Origin of the sequence: Halomonas sp. hl-4 (assembly GCF_900215475.1) — a bacterium.
In the GTDB taxonomy this organism is placed as follows: Bacteria; Pseudomonadota; Gammaproteobacteria; order Pseudomonadales; family Halomonadaceae; genus Vreelandella.
Window position 1 is genome coordinate 1,732,831 of record NZ_LT907845.1, and the last position, 18,060, is coordinate 1,750,890.

General features: G+C 57.9%; 18 protein-coding genes and 3 tRNA genes. 3 read left to right on the top strand and 18 right to left on the bottom strand.

Going from position 1 to position 18,060, the window contains the following annotated elements; genetic code table 11:
* Window positions 1–5: 5 nt before the first annotated feature.
* Genes ccmI through ccmA form a run of 9 tightly spaced genes read right to left on the bottom strand, consistent with a single transcriptional unit; the run spans window position 6 to window position 7,068 of the window.
* On the bottom strand, window positions 6–1,250 hold the full coding sequence (ccmI, locus tag CPH17_RS08305; protein WP_096299010.1) for a c-type cytochrome biogenesis protein CcmI: 1,245 nt from the start codon (window positions 1,248–1,250) through the stop codon (window positions 6–8).
* The gene (locus CPH17_RS08310) at window positions 1,247–1,717 is read right to left on the bottom strand and encodes a cytochrome c-type biogenesis protein (protein ID WP_074397301.1); all 471 of its coding nucleotides are present in this window, start codon (window positions 1,715–1,717) and stop codon (window positions 1,247–1,249) included. The genes ccmI and CPH17_RS08310 overlap by 4 nt, the downstream gene beginning before the upstream one ends.
* Window positions 1,708–2,235 carry a DsbE family thiol:disulfide interchange protein gene (locus CPH17_RS08315; protein WP_096299011.1) on the bottom strand — a complete coding sequence of 176 codons (528 nt, stop codon included), beginning with the start codon at window positions 2,233–2,235 and terminating at the stop codon, window positions 1,708–1,710. Before CPH17_RS08315 ends, CPH17_RS08310 begins: the two co-directional genes overlap by 10 nt.
* Window positions 2,232–4,214, bottom strand: a complete 1,983-nt coding sequence (locus CPH17_RS08320; RefSeq protein WP_096299013.1) for a heme lyase CcmF/NrfE family subunit — start codon at window positions 4,212–4,214, stop codon at window positions 2,232–2,234. Before CPH17_RS08320 ends, CPH17_RS08315 begins: the two co-directional genes overlap by 4 nt.
* A gap of 49 nt (window positions 4,215–4,263) precedes the next feature.
* Window positions 4,264–4,752, bottom strand: coding sequence for a cytochrome c maturation protein CcmE (ccmE, locus tag CPH17_RS08325; protein ID WP_096299014.1), 489 nt, complete (start codon window positions 4,750–4,752; stop codon window positions 4,264–4,266).
* Window positions 4,736–4,948 carry a heme exporter protein CcmD gene (ccmD, locus tag CPH17_RS08330; RefSeq protein ID WP_074397305.1) on the bottom strand — a complete coding sequence of 71 codons (213 nt, stop codon included), beginning with the start codon at window positions 4,946–4,948 and terminating at the stop codon, window positions 4,736–4,738. The genes ccmE and ccmD overlap by 17 nt, the downstream gene beginning before the upstream one ends.
* A complete protein-coding gene (locus CPH17_RS08335; protein WP_096299015.1) occupies window positions 4,948–5,688 on the bottom strand; it encodes a heme ABC transporter permease in 741 nt (246 codons plus the stop codon). The genes ccmD and CPH17_RS08335 overlap by 1 nt, the downstream gene beginning before the upstream one ends.
* A gap of 13 nt (window positions 5,689–5,701) precedes the next feature.
* Window positions 5,702–6,400 (bottom strand): heme exporter protein CcmB, encoded by a 699-nt coding sequence (gene ccmB, locus CPH17_RS08340; RefSeq protein ID WP_074398545.1) that lies wholly within the window; start codon window positions 6,398–6,400, stop codon window positions 5,702–5,704.
* Between the two features lie 47 nt (window positions 6,401–6,447).
* A complete protein-coding gene (ccmA, locus tag CPH17_RS08345; protein ID WP_074397307.1) occupies window positions 6,448–7,068 on the bottom strand; it encodes a cytochrome c biogenesis heme-transporting ATPase CcmA in 621 nt (206 codons plus the stop codon).
* Window positions 7,069–7,314: 246 nt separating this feature from the next.
* Here ccmA and CPH17_RS08350 point away from each other — a divergent pair, with 246 nt between their 5' ends.
* On the top strand, window positions 7,315–7,689 hold the full coding sequence (locus CPH17_RS08350; protein ID WP_074397308.1) for a LexA family protein: 375 nt from the start codon (window positions 7,315–7,317) through the stop codon (window positions 7,687–7,689).
* Window positions 7,690–7,703: 14 nt separating this feature from the next.
* Window positions 7,704–8,327: an IMPACT family protein gene (locus tag CPH17_RS08355; protein ID WP_074397309.1), complete on the top strand. Its 624-nt coding sequence runs from the start codon at window positions 7,704–7,706 to the stop codon at window positions 8,325–8,327.
* Window positions 8,328–8,415: 88 nt separating this feature from the next.
* On the opposite strand, the gene CPH17_RS08360 is transcribed toward CPH17_RS08355, so the two are convergent.
* The 3 genes from CPH17_RS08360 to CPH17_RS08370 all read right to left on the bottom strand — a co-directional run bounded on the left by CPH17_RS08360 (window position 8,416) and on the right by CPH17_RS08370 (window position 11,909).
* The gene (locus CPH17_RS08360; protein WP_096299016.1) at window positions 8,416–9,738 is read right to left on the bottom strand and encodes a sodium ion-translocating decarboxylase subunit beta; all 1,323 of its coding nucleotides are present in this window, start codon (window positions 9,736–9,738) and stop codon (window positions 8,416–8,418) included.
* Window positions 9,739–9,748: 10 nt separating this feature from the next.
* Window positions 9,749–11,560 (bottom strand): sodium-extruding oxaloacetate decarboxylase subunit alpha, encoded by a 1,812-nt coding sequence (gene oadA / locus CPH17_RS08365; RefSeq protein ID WP_096299017.1) that lies wholly within the window; start codon window positions 11,558–11,560, stop codon window positions 9,749–9,751.
* Between the two features lie 91 nt (window positions 11,561–11,651).
* Window positions 11,652–11,909, bottom strand: a complete 258-nt coding sequence (locus CPH17_RS08370; protein ID WP_096299018.1) for an OadG family protein — start codon at window positions 11,907–11,909, stop codon at window positions 11,652–11,654.
* 172 nt (window positions 11,910–12,081) lie between these two features.
* Here CPH17_RS08370 and CPH17_RS08375 point away from each other — a divergent pair, with 172 nt between their 5' ends.
* Entirely contained in the window at window positions 12,082–13,032 is a 951-nt protein-coding gene (locus CPH17_RS08375; RefSeq protein WP_096300923.1) for a tRNA dihydrouridine synthase, read from the top strand.
* A gap of 118 nt (window positions 13,033–13,150) precedes the next feature.
* Here CPH17_RS08375 and CPH17_RS08380 read toward each other — a convergent pair.
* The 6 genes from CPH17_RS08380 to alaS all read right to left on the bottom strand — a co-directional run bounded on the left by CPH17_RS08380 (window position 13,151) and on the right by alaS (window position 17,931).
* A tRNA-Arg gene (locus tag CPH17_RS08380) sits at window positions 13,151–13,227 on the bottom strand.
* 58 nt (window positions 13,228–13,285) lie between these two features.
* Window positions 13,286–13,362: transfer RNA gene (locus CPH17_RS08385), tRNA-Arg, on the bottom strand.
* Between the two features lie 17 nt (window positions 13,363–13,379).
* Window positions 13,380–13,472, bottom strand: a tRNA-Ser gene (locus tag CPH17_RS08390).
* A 121-nt stretch (window positions 13,473–13,593) separates the two neighbouring features.
* The gene (gene csrA / locus CPH17_RS08395) at window positions 13,594–13,782 is read right to left on the bottom strand and encodes a carbon storage regulator CsrA (RefSeq protein ID WP_066321318.1); all 189 of its coding nucleotides are present in this window, start codon (window positions 13,780–13,782) and stop codon (window positions 13,594–13,596) included.
* A 193-nt stretch (window positions 13,783–13,975) separates the two neighbouring features.
* Window positions 13,976–15,226, bottom strand: coding sequence for an aspartate kinase (locus CPH17_RS08400; RefSeq protein WP_074397313.1), 1,251 nt, complete (start codon window positions 15,224–15,226; stop codon window positions 13,976–13,978).
* 95 nt (window positions 15,227–15,321) lie between these two features.
* Window positions 15,322–17,931: an alanine--tRNA ligase gene (gene alaS, locus CPH17_RS08405; protein ID WP_074397314.1), complete on the bottom strand. Its 2,610-nt coding sequence runs from the start codon at window positions 17,929–17,931 to the stop codon at window positions 15,322–15,324.
* Window positions 17,932–18,060 lie beyond the last annotated feature (129 nt).

Here is an 18,060-nt window from a genome sequence, read left to right on the forward strand (position 1 = left end):
TGAGATTATTCAAAAACACGATCAATGGTCACCTTGGTAGCCTCTCGCGCGTTAAGCGGGCCCACCTCGACCCGGTCTACGTCGCCCCATAAATCCCCTGCCTGGGGTGTTGCTTGGCCACTTGACGAGATACGCACCATCAGACGAACTTCGCTGACTTGCGATATCTGGGCATCTGCGGTCATAGCCGCGCGGTCGTCGAGCACGACGGTCATCGGTAGTTCAGATGCCAACCCCTGAACCACCGCCAGTGGTGGCTGTTCGCCCTCTATATCGCGGGCCAGGATAAAGACTTTATCATCACCGTCAACCTGACGCGCCAGCTCAGGATCAAGCGACACGCTGACCCGTACCCCGGGGCCGGTCGCCTCTGAGGTTTGATTATCGTCGCTATCGCCGAGACGCGCCTGCGCCGTTTTAATCCCTTCGCGAAGCGACGCGGCGATGTCAGGGTCTTCAACGTTGGCCACGGCACGCCGCCAGCGGTCAATAGCCGTGGGGTAATCCCCCTGATCGAAGGCGTGGATGCCAAGTATGCCGAGTACGGTGGGCTGACGGGGATCAGCGTCACGCACTTCGTCCACTAGCGCTTGCACTTCGTCGGTGAGTTCGCGCTCGGCCATAAAGAAACGCAGTTGGGCAAGCTGAGCTAGCAGTGACGGCTGGCGTCCTTCAAGTTCGATCAAGCGCTCCAGCGCGGTGACGGCGTTATCCGTTTGGCCAGCCTCTCGATAAAGCGGGAATAAGGTGCTCCACAGGTTTGGGTTGGCAGGCTGGTGTGACATCTGCGCTTCCAGGCGCTCTACGTACATGTCCAGCGACCCTTGCGGATGCTCACGCACCTCCTGACCAATGGCCCACAGGATAATATCGTCCTCCGCGCCCTGCTGCTGATACCACACCAAGCTGCCCCCCGCCAACGCGAGCATCACTAGTGGAACGACCCAACGTCCCGAGGCATAAGACTTAAGCGGTCGCCGATGCAGGGCGGCCGTATCGTCCAGCAGGCTGCGCTCCAGTTCCAGACGTTCTTCGGCAAACTGTTCTGCGTTTACTTTCCCGTCGGCGCGGGCATTCTCAAGCGCCGCCAGTCGACGCCGAAAGATGGCGACATTTTGTTCGGCGGCGGCGTCATGCTGCTCGAAGGTTAGTTGTTCATCGCGCCAGCGACGAGCCGTGCGCAGCGGCAGCACCAACAGCCACATCGCGGGCAACAATACACAGGCAAGCGCTATCCAAAGCAGCGTCACGATGACTCCTTACGCTCAATTAAGGCATTCAGACGCGCTTGCTCGTCAGCACTCAATGCCTTCGCTGAAGCATGGCGCCGAGTGCGGACGATCAATGCCACGACAACGACCGCAAGTATCAATAACCCAACCGGCAGCCCCCACAGCAAATAGGTACGTCGCTCCAGGCGGGGGTTATAAAGAATGTAGTCGCCAAACCGCTGAACCATGTGGTGGATGATTTCGGTGTCTGATTGCCCCTCGTTAAGCAACTGATACACCCGTTGGCGCATATCCACCGAGATGGGTGCGTCAGAATCATCAATCGCCTGGTTATCGCACAGCGGGCAGCGCATTGAGGCGGTTAAATCACGATAACGCTGCTCCGTCACCGGGTCGTCAAATTCGCGTATTTCTACGCCTGCCGACCAGGCGGGCAGCGCCAGGCAAAGCAGCGCCGCGAGACTTAACAAGCGAATCAGCGCCATTTCTCCACCTCCGGCAAAAGATGGTTATGGACATCCTCGGGCGACACATAGCCTTTATGGTGGTAGCGGATGATGCCCTCGGCATCTACCAAAAATGTCTCAGGCGCGCCAATTACCCCAAGCTCAAACCCTAAATCACCATCAGGATCAAAAATATTGGCTGAAAATGGGTCACCAAATTCATCTAAGAATGCCTGCCCGTTCTCGCGGGTATCACGGTAGTTAATACCCACAATACGCAGTCCACGGTCGGCAAGATCAAGCAGTTGGGGCATTTCCTGGCGACAGGCGGCGCACCACTCTCCCCATACATTGACCAGCGTCAGCTCACCTTCCAGCAACGATTGATCGACCCGCTGTTGTTCATCTTCAAGCGTGGTGGCCTCAAAGGCGGGAAAGTCGCGTGCCATCAGCGCCGAATCGCGACCTGTAGGGTCCTCTGACAAGCGCGCATAGAAAAACAACGCCAAGCCTAAAAATGCGACAGGTAAGATAAACAAAAGCAAGCGCCGCTTCATGCCCGCCCCTCCTGCGCCAATCTGGCCGGCCGCGCGGGCCGGTAACGCTTATCCGCCACCGCCAGCACGCCGCCCAACGCCATTAGCAATCCTCCCAGCCACAGCCAGCGCACAAACGGTTTGTATTGGATCCGCATCGCCCAACTGCCGTCATCCAATTGCTCGCCCATGGCCACGTAAAGATCACGGAAAAGGCCCGGACGCAACGCCACCTGGGTCATGGGCATGCCGGTGGCCAGATACAGCCGCTTTTCAGGCCGCATCTCGAAACGCCGGCTGCTCTCACCGCGCTGAACCTCGATCACCGCGGTATCGGCCAAGTAATTGGGGCCGCGCCGATCGGTAAGATCGGTCATGGTAAAGTGATAACCTGCCACCTCGACGCTTGTATCCGGTGACATGCGCACGCTTTGCTCCACCGCATAATGGGACACGACAGTCGCGCCGACGATGGTGACCGCCACGCCCAAATGGCCGAGCACCATACCCCAGTAGGCTAGCGATAGGCTTTGCAGGCCTTTCCACAGTGACGAACGCTGCTTACGCAATTTATCGAGCAAGTCACGGCCCAGCGACAGCACAATCCACAGCGAGGTGGACAAGCCCAACGTGACCCATAGGTTCCATTCACCGCGATACAGCAGCGGTATCAATGCCCCAAGCACAAGTGCCGCGAGCCCGGCTAACCACAGTTTGCGCACCAGTTCACCAGGCGAGGTAGACTTCCAGCGCGCCATCGGCCCCAGGCCCATAAACAGGCAGAGGATCACCGTAAGCGGCACGAACAGAGCATTGAAATAAGGCGGCCCCACGCTGATTTTGCCAAGCCCGAGCGAATCCAGAATCAACGGATACAGCGTACCAAGCAGCACGGTCATCGTTGCGGTTACCAGCAGGCCGTTATTGATCAGCAGTAAGGCGTCGCGTGACAGCCAGTTAAAGCCCACGGCATGGCTAACGCGGGGTGCGCGCAGGGCAAACACCACTAGCGAGAGCGTCACGGTGATCGCCAGCAGCACCAGGATAAACAGCCCCCGCGACGGGTCGTTGGCAAAGGCGTGCACGGACGTCAGTACCCCGGAGCGGACTAAAAAGGTGCCCATCAGCGAAAGCGAAAAGGTGGCAATGGCCAGTAGTACTGTCCAGCTTTTGAAGGAGCCGCGTTTTTCGGTGACCGCCAGGGAGTGTATCAGGGCGGTACCGGTCAGCCATGGCAACAGCGAGGCGTTTTCTACCGGGTCCCAAAACCACCAACCGCCCCAGCCCAGCTCGTAATAGGCCCACCAGCTACCCAGCGCCACCCCAACCGTCAAAAACGCCCAGGCGGCATTCGTCCAAGGCCGTGCCCAGCGGGTCCAGGCGGCATCCAATCGCCCACCGAGCAAAGCGGCGATAGCAAAAGCGAACACCACGGAAAACCCCACATAGCCCATATACAGCATGGGTGGGTGGATGATCAGGCCGATGTCCTGCAACAGCGGGTTAAGGTCCGCGCCGTCCGCGGGGATGTCGGGCAGATTCCGCTCGAAGGGGTTGGAGGTCAACAGTATGAACAACAGGAAGCCGGCGCTGATCAATCCCAATATTCCAAGAACGCGCGCCAACATGTCGCGAGGCAAACGCCGCGACCACAGACCGGCGACGCATCCCCAACCCGCAAGCATCAGGCTCCACAGCAGCACCGAACCTTCATGGTTACCCCATACGGCACTGAACTTGTAGTACCAGGGCAGCAGCGAATTAGCGTTGTTGGCGACATTCGCCACGCTGAAGTCGTCCATCAGATAACTGGCCGTTAAACAGCCGTAGGCGAGCAAAACAAACAAAAACTGGCCAGTGGCCATCGGCTGACCGTACGCCATCCACAGAGGGCGACGCGTCGCCGCCCCCGCCAATGGCAGCAGCGCCTGCACGACCGCCATTAGCAGTGCGATAATCAAGGCAAAATGACCAATTTCGGGCAGTATCCGGGTCAGCATAGATACTCCGGCTGAATGCTAAACCCAGCGGCGACGGGCTGAGGTGGTTTCACGAATCGTCCTCGCGCTGCTGATCCATCTCCGCGGCTTTGGCCTGAAAATCGGCGGGCGAGTAGCCAGCATCTTCCAGCGCTTTGGCAACCTCGGGCGGCATATAATTCTCGTCGTGACGGGCGAGTACGTCCTCGGCACGAAAACGACCATCGTCTTGCAACTCGCCCACTACCACGACGCCCTGCCCCTCGCGAAACAGGTCGGGCAGGATGCCCTGGTAATCAACGTGCAAGTCGTCCACATAGTCGGTGACAGTGAACGCGACGCTCAAGCTATCGTCATCGCGGGACACCGAGTCAACTTTCACCATGCCCCCCGCGCGTATTGAGCGCCCCATTGGGGCCTCGCCCTGGGCAATCTGCACGGGGCTAAAAAACAAATTAATGTTGGCGCGCAGGGCATATAGCGTCAACCCGATGACCAGTGCGGCCAGGCTGACCAAGGTGAGAATTACATAAAGCTTGCGCTTACGCCTTGGGGTCATCGCAATAGCCTCTTTGCTGCGTGGTCGTTGAGCGTCGGCGCGCCTGCCGCTTAAGGTGTTTCAGCAATCGTTGGCGCTCAACGCGAGCGTAGAGCATCAACCCCAGCATAAACACGGCCGTCACTCCCCAGGCAGACCACACGTAAAGGCCATGCCCGCCCATGGATGCCCAGTCAGCCAGCGAGGCAAATACCATCAGTTAGCCCCCTCAAAAAGCGTCTGAACCCATCGGGTGTTGGCTTCGCGGCGCAATATTTCACTGCGTGTCCGGGTAAGCGTAAGAGCAATAAAGAAGCAGTAAAAGCCTAGCACCATGATCAGCAACGGTAGCCACATTTCAAGCGGCATTGAAGGCTTGGAAGTCAGCGTAAACGAAGCGGGCTGGTGCAGGGTGTACCACCAATCCACGGAATATTTGATGATAGGAATATTAATCACGCCGACCATCGTCAGCACCGATGCCGCCTGGGCCGCGCTATCCCGACGGGTAAAGGCGCCGCGCAGGGCGATCACCCCAATATACAGAAACAGCAGGATCAACATGGAGGTTAATCGGGCGTCCCACATCCACCATGTTCCCCAGGTCGGCACACCCCAGACGGCACCGGAGAATAACGCCACAAAGGTCATCACGGCGCCTAATGGCGCCATGGCAGCCGCCGCCATATCGGCGATCTTAATTTTCCAGACCATGTAGATAAGCCCTGCCACCGCCATGGCAACAAAGACCGACTGGGCTAAAAAAGCGGCCGGCACATGGACATAAATGATGCGGAAGCTGTTGCCCTGTTGGTAGTCAGCGGGGGCGAAAACAAGCCCCCATAGGGTGCCCGTCAGCAACAGTAACGCTGCCACACCCCAGCACCATGGCTGCAGCGCTGCACTACGGTAGTAAAACCATTTTGGCGAACCCAACTTATGTATCAAGCCCCACATATAGTGCCCATCCCTACCCGTTTATACTGATACGCAACGACGCGGCGATGGCCCAGGGAGCAAACATCAGCGCCGCGGCCAGTAACGCGCCAAGCATCGCCAAGTGGGGCAACACGGCGTCGCCCAAAATGGCGGCTTGAACCGCCCCCGTCCCAAAAATCAGCACCGGAATATACAGCGGCAATACCAGTAGCGAGAGTAGCACGCTACCTCGGGGCAAACCGACGGTTAACGCCGCGCCAATGCCCCCAATAAGGCTCAAGCTGGCACTCCCCAACGCTAACGACACCATCAACACCCCAATGCCATGCAATGGCAGCGCTAGCATGATGCCCAGTAGGGGCGACACGAGGGCCAAAGGCAAACCACTCAATAGCCAATGGGCAGCAACTTTGGCAACGCTTAACGCCGCCAACGGCTGAGGAGCAAGCATCATTTGCTCCAGGCTGCCGTCGTCGAAGTCGCTACGGAAAAGGCTATCCAACGACAGCAATGTGGCGAGCAGCGCCGTGACCCATAAAAGCCCAGGCGCCATGACGGCCAGCAGCTCCGCCTCGGGGGAAATACCTATTGGAAATAAGCTAACGGCCAAGGCATAGAATACCAACGGGTTCAGAACATCCCCCCGGCGTCGCCACATGCGGTTAAGGTCACGCATCAAAGTGGCGCTAAGCGCTATGCGGAGGTGATGCTTAGCGACTGGCTCGGTCAGTACCGCAACACGCTGCGTGGTTTCTAAAGGCGGCAATACAGGCTCCTTTACCCCAACGAAATATGACATAGCGGGTGGGCAATTTTAAGTACGTGGTGGGTCGTTATCACCACGGCTCCCCCAGCCTTAGCGTGCGCTACCAACTGCGCTTCCAGGGTCTCGACACCATCATGGTCAATGGCCGTAAACGGCTCATCCAGTACCCACAGGGCTCGCGGCGTGAGGCTTAACCGTGCCAGGGCCACACGACGCTGCTGGCCTGCTGATAAATGCCCGGCGGGGACATCTTCCATGCCATCCAGCCCCATCGCCGACAAGGCCGCTTCACGCTGCGCCTCGCTGCCGCGCTCACCATGCAACGCCTGGTACCAGGCTAAGTTTTCCAGCGGCGTTAGCGCCATGCTTACACCAAGCGAGTGACCAAGGTAAAGCAAGTTGGCGGCAAAGTGCTCGCGTACTTGTTTAAGCGGCTGACCCTGCCAGTGGAGTGACCCGGAAAACTCATTGAACTGCCCGGACAGCATTTTTAATAGCGTGGTTTTGCCACTGCCATTGGGGCCAGCCACATGCCATATGTCACCGTGTTTGACGTCAATATCCAGCCCTTGAAAAAGCCAGCGATCATCGCGCTCACAGCCTAGCTGACGGCCTTGCAAACACAGCGTCAAGCGTCACCCCACGTAAGTTTATTTTGGCTCGAACTCTACACCTAAAGCCATTCCATCGCTAGTCGACCGCGGCTGCATTACGCATGCGACCAAGGTCGTCAAACATCTCGACAATTATTTCTGGCACTGTATGCAAAAACAGGTTTATACTGACCAAACACTGTATGAAAAAACATGTATAACCTATAAACGTATTGTGTCTACCGATAGCTTGCCTAGGGATAGGGCGCTGATTTGGAGAAAGCCATGAACATGTCGATGAACGCCTCATTGCCGACGATTCGCCCAACGCCCCGCCCTTATACCATTCCGCCATCGACCGCGCGGATGACACGCCGCAACACCTACACATTAAAGGTGCGAGGCAACCGCATGTCAGACTGCAACCTGTTTGATGGCGATGTTATCGTCATTCGTCGCTATCAGCATGACAGCCAGGACGAAACCGTTATTGCTGAAATCAATCAGCAAACGCTTGCCCTCAAACAGCTATCCATCAGCCGAGCGGGTGTGCGCCTGTTGCTCGACGACGCGCAGCACCCCGAAGTGTTTTTGCATAATCGTGATATTCAGGTACTTGGCATGTTCATGGGAATTGAGCATCATCCCGTGACACACTAAACGCCGGGATATACATGCGCTATCGCGTCCCCCAACTACCTCCAGGCACTTGGCACATTAACGAGATTGAGATTGAAAAAAGCCGCTTTATCGCCTGGGTCGCCCACACCCCTGACCTTGACGCCGTCAATGCTCTGACAACGGCGGCCAAACAGGCCCACCCCAGCGCTAGTCACCACTGCCTGGCTTATATCGCGGCCGCCCCGGGCGAGCAGCAACGCATTGGCTTCTCCGATGACGGTGAGCCCGGCGGTACCGCGGGCCGCCCCATGTACCAAGCGCTTCAAGGTAGTCAACTGGGTGAAATCGGTAGTGTCGTCATTCGCTACTTTGGCGGTACCAAACTAGGCACGGGTGGACTGGCGCGCGCCTACTCCCAGGCAGTGAATCATGCCCTGGCCTCGCTTCCCACACAGGAAATCGTCGAGCGAAATCACTACCTGGTCCGTTTTGCCTTTGCCGACGAGTCGTTAGCCCGCGCGTGGTGTGACGAACAGGCCATCCCAGTGGTTAATGCCGACTATGATGGGAATGGTGTCGCGCTGACGATCGGCTGGCCCAGTGACCACGCACTTGATCTTAGCCCGCTGGAAAGCCGCCTCAAGCAGTCCCTTAGCGCGCAGACGATCTCACTATAAGCAAAAAAACGGCCGCCCCTCTTCAGGGGCGGCCGATTGCGTGGCTATCGAGGCGTTTTAGCCCAGCACTGGTCAGCCCCAGCACTGGTTAACCTAAGTACTTGATCATCACACCCGCAGCCACCGCCGAGCCGATCACCCCGGCCACATTGGGACCCATGGCGTGCATCAGCAGGAAGTTATGCGGGTTGGACTCGAGCCCCACCTTGTTGGCCACGCGTGCCGCCATCGGCACCGCCGAGACCCCCGCCGCACCAATCAGCGGGTTGATCGGCATTTTACTCACCAGGTTCATTAGCTTGGCCATCAACACCCCGGCCGAGGTGCCGATCCCGAAGGCCACGATCCCCAGCGCCATGATGCCGAGCGTTTCAAGCGACAGGAAGCTTTCAGCCATGAGCTTGGAGCCCACGGCAAGGCCCAGCACGATCGTCACGGTATTTATCAGCGCGTTTTGCGCCGTGTCGCTTAGCCGCTCGACCACGCCACATTCGCGCATCAGGTTACCAAAGCAGAACATCCCCAACAGCGGCGCCGCATCGGGCAGAAACAGCGCCACCAGGATCAACAGCAGCAGCGGAAAGACGATCTTCTCGAGCTTCGACACCGGGCGCAGCTGCGTCATGGTGATTTCGCGCTCTTTCCTCGATGTCAGAAGGCGCATGATCGGCGGCTGGATCAACGGCACCAGCGCCATGTAGGCGTAAGCGGCCACGGCAATCGCACCCAGCAGTTCAGGCGCCAGCATGCTCGCAACGTAGATTGAGGTAGGGCCATCCGCGCCGCCGATAATACCGATGGCAGCGGCCTGGTTGAGCGAGAAGTCCATCCACCCCATCGACGACAGCAGCACGGCGCCGAATAGCGTGGCAAAAATGCCGAACTGCGCGGCGGCGCCCAGGAACAGCGTGCGCGGGTTGGCCAGCAGCGGGCCAAAGTCGGTCATCGCGCCGACGCCCATGAAGATGATCAGCGGGGCAATGCCGGAGGTAATGGCCACGTTGTAGAACACGTACAGCAGGCCGTCGCCATAACCCGAGCCTTTGGCCACGGTTTCCGCTGTGGCAATCTGCTCCACCGAGGCCTCGTCAGCTATCATCTGCTGAATCGACGTGCGCCAGCTGTCGACGCTCGCCTGGCTATCCAGGCTGCCGCCAAGCGCCGAGGCCAACTGCTCCAACAGTGCGGGCCGGCCGACCTCGATCGCCTGGTCAAGCGCCGATAGCGCCAACCCTGCCTCAGGAATGTTGGCGAGAATGCCGCCAAAGCCGATTGGCACCAGCAACAGTGGCTCAAACTTCTTGTAGATGGCGAGGTAGAGCAGCAACAGCCCCACTGCGACCATCACGACTTGGCCAAGCTCAAGGTTATAAAGCCCGGAGCCTTCCCATAAGGTAATTAGTTTATCCATGTGGGAGTCCTTAGAGTTCGATCAGCGTATCGCCGACGGCAACGCTGTCGCCCTCACTGACGCTCACGGCCGAAACGGTCCCGGCACTGCTGGCGCGCACTTCGGTTTCCATTTTCATCGCTTCAAGGATAATCACCACGTCGCCCTCGGCCACGCTATCACCCGGGCGCACATTGACCTTGAAGATATTGCCGGCCAAAGGCGCGGTAATCGCCTCACCGCTCGGTGCCGGCGCTTCTTCTTTGGGCGCTGCTCCCGCGGCGGTTTGCTCCTGCACGTCGCTGATGTCGCCGCCTTCGGACACTTCGACGACAAATGCTTTACCGTTGAGTTTGACGGTATAGGTTTCCGGGCCACTGCTTGCCACGGGCGGTTTGCTTTCCGCTTTGGCAGGCACCTTGGCGCTTTCCGCCTCGGCCGCCTGGGGCTCGGGCTCAAAGGCGCCAGGATTGTCACGGTTCTTAAGGAATTTAAGACCAATCTGCGGGAACAGCGCGTAGGTCAGCACGTCGTCCACTTGCTGCTCGCCGTCAGCCAGGCGGATGCCATCGGCTTTGGCATGGTCTTTCAGCTCACCGGCGAGCCTGTCCATTTCCGGCGAGAGGTTGTCCGCCGGACGGCAGGTGATCGGCTCGCCACCTTCCAGCACGCGTTGCTGCAACTCGCGGTTAAACGGTGCTGGCGCGGCGCCGTATTCGCCTTTGAGCAGCGCCTGGACTTCCTTGGAGATCGACTTGTAGCGCTCGCCCATCATCACGTTCATGACGGCTTGGGTACCGACAATCTGCGAGGTGGGCGTGACCAGCGGGATAAAGCCGAGGTCTTCGCGCACGCGGGGGATCTCGGTCAAGACGTCGTCCAGCTTATCGCCGGCGCCCTGCTCCTTGAGCTGGCCTTCCATGTTGGTCAGCATGCCGCCAGGCACCTGGGCGATCAGAATGCGCGAATCGATACCGCGCAGCGAGCCTTCAAACGCCGCGTATTTCTTGCGCACGCCGCGGAAGTAGCTGGCAATGTCTTCCAGCAGTTCAAGGTCCAACCCGGTATCGCGGTCGGTGTCCTTGAGCATCGCCACCACCGATTCAGTGGGGCTGTGGCCGTAGGTCATCGACATCGACGAAATCGCGGTATCGACGTTGTCGATGCCCGCTTCGACCGCTTTAAGAATCGTCGAGGTGGAAAGCCCGGTGGTGGCATGGCAATGCAGATGCACGGGAATCGACAGTTCTTTCTTGAGACGCGAGACCAGTTCAAACGCGGTGTAAGGCGTTAGCAGCCCCGCCATATCCTTGATAGCCAGCGAATCCGCGCCCATGGACGCAATGGTCTTGGCGAGATCGATCCAGCTATCCAGGGTATGTACCGGACTCACTGTGTAAGAAATGGTGCCTTGCGCATGGCCGCCCACTTGGCGCACCGCCTTGATGGCGCGCTCCAGGTTGCGCGGGTCGTTCATCGCATCAAACACACGAAATACATCGACACCGTTGGTTTTGGCACGCTCGACGAACTTGTAGACCACGTCGTCAGCATAATGCCGGTAACCCAGCAGATTCTGGCCGCGCAGCAGCATCGCCTGAGGGGTATTGGGCATAGCTTCTTTGAGGGCGCGGATACGCTCCCAGGGATCTTCGCCCAGATAGCGAATGCAGGCGTCATACGTCGCACCGCCCCAGGTTTCCAAAGACCAGTAGCCGACTTGATCCAGCTTTTCGGCAATCGGCAGCATGTCCGCCAGCCGCAGCCGGGTAGCGAACAACGATTGATGGGCATCACGCAGGACAACATCGGTAATGCCTAGTGGGCGCTTGGTTTCTTTCATGGCTTGGCTCGTAGTCAAGGAATGTTTATTTGTAGTAAAAATAACAAAAAAATGTCCAGTTTGCGCGAATCACCCCCGGCAAACAGGGAAGTTAACGACGTATTTTGGTACGATAACGGTGCACTGCAGCACTGATCACGGCGAGGGTTTCATCGTCTTTGGCAGTCGATTGCGACGGCGGCTTAGTATTACCATTAGATATAACCGGCGCAGGGGCAGGCTGGAAACGCCTGATGACGCCCGACATAAGCGTCAGCGAAAACACTAAAATACCAAGAAAAACAAATACAAACCCCATGCCCAGTGCCATCAGGCCAAGGCCTTCCTGTAATAGTTCCAGGTCCTGCATATGGCATCTCCTGTCTGGTAGCCAATAACACCATCAACGCCACTGCTTATTGACGCTTGGCGCAGTGCTGGGAATACACTAACCTGCCACACCCTCTGAATATTGCAATGTCGCGATGGTTTAAGTCATGGTTGTTAATTTACTACATAAAGGCGAAATCGGACTAGCCCCTATGGAGGGCGTGATCGATGCCGTCACACGCGAACTGCTGACCGTCACGTCTGGGTTTGATTGGACAGTGACCGAGTTTGTACGCGTTGTCGACGCTCGCCTACCCCCGCGCGTGTTTTATAAACATTGCCCTGAACTCGCCCACACCCTCGTTGCCACACCCAGCGGTATCCCCGTGCACTTGCAACTGCTGGGGGCAGACCCTGTGGCACTTGCTGCCAATGCTCAGCAAGCACTGTCGCTCGGCGCGCGCAGTATTGATCTTAATTTTGGCTGCCCTGCCAAACTCGTCAACCGCCACGACGGTGGTGCATCGCTTCTAAGGCAACCCGAGCGCGTCTACCAGGCCGTTAAAGCGGTCGCAGACGCGCTTGCCGGCGAAATTCCCGTAACCGCCAAAATTCGCCTTGGGTTTTCCGACCGACGCCTGGCCGTCGCCTGTGCCCAGGCCACCGAGGCAGGTGGCGCGGCGCGACTGGTGGTTCACGGCCGCACCCGCGACGAAGGCTATCGTCCTCCCGCCCACTGGGAATGGATCGCCAAAATTCGCCACCGCGTATCGCTGCCAGTGGTGGCAAACGGCGATATCTGGACCCTGGAAGATTACTGGAAAGCACGCACGCTCTCAGGCTGCCGTGATGTAATGCTGGGACGCAGCGCGCTGGCCGATCCCTGGCTGGCGCCTAGGATACGACACTGGCAGAACACCGGTGAGCGCCTGGCCGACACCACCTGGTCAATGCGCGCCAGCGTTCTCAAGCAATATGCACACCGCCAACGCCAGCAACTGCCGCAACGCGTTGTGGTTTCGCTGGTCAAGCAGTGGCTTGCGCAAATGCGACAGGGCAATGCGGAGGCCAACCGTCACTTTCAGCGCGTCAAGCGGATTACCGACCTGGACACCCTGCTTGAAAACCTTGTGGTGCCAGCCAAGATTGCCGAAACCGCATAAAAAAAGCGCCCTACCGTTAAGCGGGGCGCTAAACACAATCGTCAGACCCAAGCGCGAGCCACTTGAGTCCGACAAGAAACAGAAAACCCGCCCTTGTAAAAGGACGGGTTTGAAATTCTGGCGCGCCCGGGAGGATTCGAACCTCCGACCCTCTGATTCGTAGTCAGATACTCTATCCAGCTGAGCTACGGGCGCGTGGATGCTATTCCACGTTTGCTATGTCATTAAGACGTCAAAACAACATCTAAAAAGGTGGCGCGCCCGGGAGGATTCGAACCTCCGACCCTCTGATTCGTAGTCAGATACTCTATCCAGCTGAGCTACGGGCGCTTACCTTAGTGTGCGGCTGGCGGAGAGAGAGGGATTCGAACCCTCGATAGGGCTATAAACCCTATACTCCCTTAGCAGGGGAGCGCCTTCAGCCACTCGGCCACCTCTCCTTAACGGCACGGCGCGAATATTACCGATTTGGCGGAAAGTTGTCCAGCCCTGCTCGGTTTTTTTTCGCGCCGACCTTACCTTACGCGCATGACGCGACTTTATTTCGTCGCCAACCAGCGCTCATTCCGCTTCACTTTCACCGCTTCGTTCGCGCTGAATGCGCTGATAGATCTCTTCGCGGTGAACCGCCACGTCTTTTGGCGCATTAACGCCAATACGAACTTGGTTACCTTTCACACCTAGTACGGTGACGGTGATTTCATCCCCTATCATCAGGGTTTCGCCGACACGGCGGGTTAGGATGAGCATGGCTGATCTCCTTCTCAGACGTTTTTATACAACGGGATGTGTCCGCCGGAAGCGGCACCATGCCATTATGCGGCATGGCACCTTCTACCACCAATGGCACCGGCTCCATGACACCTCAACCTCCCGTTGAAAGAAAGCTCACCACCACACGGCAGCAAGTACCCTTCAGCGTAGAAGGTTTAAGGCGACAATGTTATTCAGATTCGATATCTGATTTATCTAGACCAAATGCTTTGTGTAAGGCATTAACGGCGAGTTCCATGTGTTTTTCATCAATCACCACCGAAATTTTGATTTCCGAGGTGGAGACCATCCGGATATTGACATTTTCATCGGCAAGCACACGAAACATTTTAGACGCCACGCCAGCGTGGGAGCGCATACCAACACCCACCAACGATACTTTGGCAATATTATCGTCGCCACGCAATTCACCCCCGCCCAGGCTAGGAATGACGGTTTCTTCAAGCAGCTTTTTGGTGGCTTTATAGTCGCCCTTGGCGACAGTAAAGGTAAAGTCGGTGTAATCACCCGCCGGTGCCACGTTCTGCACGATCATGTCGACTTCAATATTGGCGTCGGCGATCGGGCCCAGAATACGCGAGGCAACACCCGGCACATCAGGAGTATTCAGCAGGGTCAGCTTGGCTTCGTTTTTAGTGAACGCGATACCGGAAATCAGCGGTTCTTCCATGGAGTCCTCGTCTTGGTCTGCTTCAGCAACAATTAGGGTACCGGGGCCGTCTTCAAAGCTCGACAGCACCCGCAGGGGAACATTGTATTTACCGGCAAACTCGACCGCGCGAATTTGCAGCACTTTTGAGCCCAGACTTGCCAGCTCGAGCATTTCTTCAACGGTGATACTTTCAAGCCGCTGCGCCTTGGTGCAGACGCGGGGATCGGTGGTATAAACGCCATCGACATCGGTATATATCTGGCACTCATCAGCACCTAACGCCGCCGCCAGGGCTACCCCGGTGGTATCCGAACCGCCGCGCCCCAGCGTGGTAATGTTGCCGTCTTCATCCACGCCCTGGAAACCCGCGACCACAACAACTTGGCCCGCGTCCAGATCGGCTTTTAGATCGTCGGTCTCAATGCGCTGAATACGTGCCTTGGTGTAGGCACTGTCGGTGTGAATGCCGACTTGCGCACCGGTATGCGACGTGGCGGCAACGCCGGCCTGCTGAAGCGCCATGGCTAACAGCGAAATGGTCACCTGTTCGCCGGTGGAGAGCAGCATGTCCATTTCGCGCGGAGCAGGGTCATCATTCAACGCGTGCGCCATGTCGGTCAGGCGATTGGTCTCACCGCTCATCGCGGAGACCACCACCACGACTTGGTGGCCTTGATCGCGGAAGCCTTTGACTTTTTCCGCTACGGCCTTGATACGGTCGACAGAGCCCACCGAAGTGCCGCCGAACTTCTGTACGTATAGTGCCATATGCCGTTTTTCCTATCGTTCGGGAATGGAGGATGAATGTTGTTATTGCTAATAAGTGAAAGGCCGATGACAAATAATGCCACCGGCCTTCCTGTTTAGTTAAGCGTGTTTTCCAACCATGCCGGTACGCTGTTCAACGCACCGGGCAAGGCATCGGGTTGACTGCCACCCGCTTGGGCCATATCTGGGCGGCCACCGCCTTTGCCTCCCACCTGGGAGGCCACGTGATTGACCAGCTCACCTGCTTTCACCCGGCCGGTGAGGTCTTTTGTCACACCGGCGATCAGACTGACTTTACCCGCCGCCTGGTCGGCAACGCCTAGGATAATCACACCGGAGCTTAGCTTGTTCTTAAGCTGATCCAGCACACCGCGCAGGTCTTTACCAGAAACGCCCTCAAGCTGCGTTGCCAGCAATTTCACCCCGTTAATATCCTGCACCTGACTCAGCATGTCGCTGCCGGCGGCACTGGCAAGCTTCGCTTTAAGCTGCTCAAGCTCTTTTTCCAGGCTGCGATTGCGCTCTGCCAACGCCTCCACCCGCGCTTCGACCTGCTCAGGCTTGGTCTTCAGTCGCTCACCCAGCCGCTGAATGCGGGCTTCCTGCTCACGGAAATACGCCAGGGCATTCTCGCCGGTAATCGCCTCGATACGGCGTACGCCCGAGGCAATGCCCACTTCGCTAACCAGGTGACAACAGCCGATATCGCCGCTGCGTGCCACGTGAGTGCCGCCGCATAGCTCGATTGAGAATTCGTCCTGACCGATAGTCAGCACGCGCACGTTATCGGCGTATTTGGCCTCAAACAGCGCTGCTGCACCCTTGGCCTTGGCTTGATCGAGACTCATCTGCTCGACCTTGGTCGGGGCGTTGGCGAGGATCTGCTCGTTGACCAGCCGCTCAACTTCCGACAGTTGCTCATCGGTCATGGGTTCAAAGTGGCTGAAGTCGAAGCGTAGCCGTTCGGCATTAACCAGCGAGCCTTTCTGTTGAACGTGATCGCCCAATACCATGCGCAGCGCTTTGTGTAGCAGGTGCGTCGCCGAGTGATTACGAATCGTGGCCGTACGCAGGCTGGCATCCACCTCGCCGCGCACGTGGGCCCCCACGTTTAACGTGCCTTCTACCATAATGCCCTGGTGGAGGTGGTGGCCGCTCTGCTTTTGAGTGTCAGTGACCTGGAAGCGACCGCCGTCGACGTATAAATAGCCGGTGTCACCCACCTGGCCGCCGGACTCACCGTAGAACGGGGTACGGTCCAGCACCACAATGCCTTTCTGCCCCGCTTCCAGCGCGGCAAGCTCGTTGCCTTCCGTATCGACCAGCGCGGTAACGCTTGCCTGATCTTCCAGGCGGTCGTAGCCGGTAAAGGTGGTTTCGCCGTCGAGCTCAATGGAGGTGCTGTAATCGGCGCCAAACTGGCTGGCCGCCCGGGCGCGCTCACGCTGGGCTTCGAGTTCGCGGTGAAAGCCTGCTTCATCGAGGCTGACTTCGCGCTCGCGACAGACATCGGCGGTTAAATCATAGGGGAACCCGTAGGTGTCGTAGAGCTTGAACACGGTTTCGCCCGGCAATACGTCGCCCTGCAGTTCGTCAAGCGCCGCATTGAGCAGACCCATACCGTGATCCAGCGTACGCGCGAACTGTTCTTCCTCTTTCAACAGTACCCGAGCGATCTGGCTGTTGGCTTCGCGCAGTTCGGGATAGGCATCGCCCATCTCATCGTCTAGCGCATTGACCAGCTTATGGAAGAACGGCTCTGTGGCTCCCAGCTTATGGCCATGGCGAATCGCCCGGCGAATGATCCGGCGCAGCACATAGCCACGGCCTTCGTTGGACGGCAGCACGCCATCGACAATCAAGAAGGCACAGGAGCGGATATGGTCAGCAATTACGCGCAGCGACGGTGTTTGGGTATCGCTGTGCCCGGTGGCGCTGGCGGCGGCCTGAAGCAGGTTCTGGAACAGGTCTATCTCATAGTTGGAATGCACGCCCTGCATCACGGCGGCCACCCGCTCCAGCCCCATACCGGTGTCGATCGAAGGCTTGGGCAGCGGATTCAGCGTCCCCTCAGCGTCGCGATCGAACTGCATGAACACCAGGTTCCAAATTTCGATGTAGCGGTCGCCATCCTCTTCGGGGCTGCCGGGAGGCCCGCCCCACACCTCGGGGCCGTGGTCAAAGAAAATCTCGGAGCTGGGGCCGCAAGGGCCAGTATCGCCCATCTGCCAGAAGTTATCTTCATCGAGCTTGGAGAAACGCTCAGGGTCGATGCCAATGTCGTCTTTCCAGATACGCTCGGCTTCGTCGTCGCTGATATGTACCGTCACCCATAGCTTGTCTTTCGGCAGCCCTAGCGTTTCAGTAAGAAAGGTCCAGGCGAAGCGAATGGCATCACGCTTGAAATAGTCGCCGAAGCTGAAGTTGCCCAGCATCTCGAAGAAGGTATGGTGACGCGCAGTATAGCCGACGTTATCCAGGTCATTATGCTTACCGCCCGCCCTGACGCAGCGCTGCGCCGAGGCTGCCCGCACATAGGGGCGCGGGTCGCGACCGAGGAAGACATCTTTGAAAGGCACCATTCCTGCGTTGGTAAACAGTAGCGTGGGGTCATTGCCCGGCACCAACGAGCTAGTGGGCACGATGGTATGCCCTTGATCTTCAAAGAAAGATAAAAAAGCCTGTCTGATCTCTGCGCTCTTCATAGGGTATCCGTAACAAGAAAGCGTGATGCCCCAGGGCGCTGTCGCCGCTACCCGCTGGGGTCGCAAAGGGGCCATTATAGCGCAGTTGTCAAACGACTAAAGCCGCAGTTAGTGGCAGAGTTATTTGAA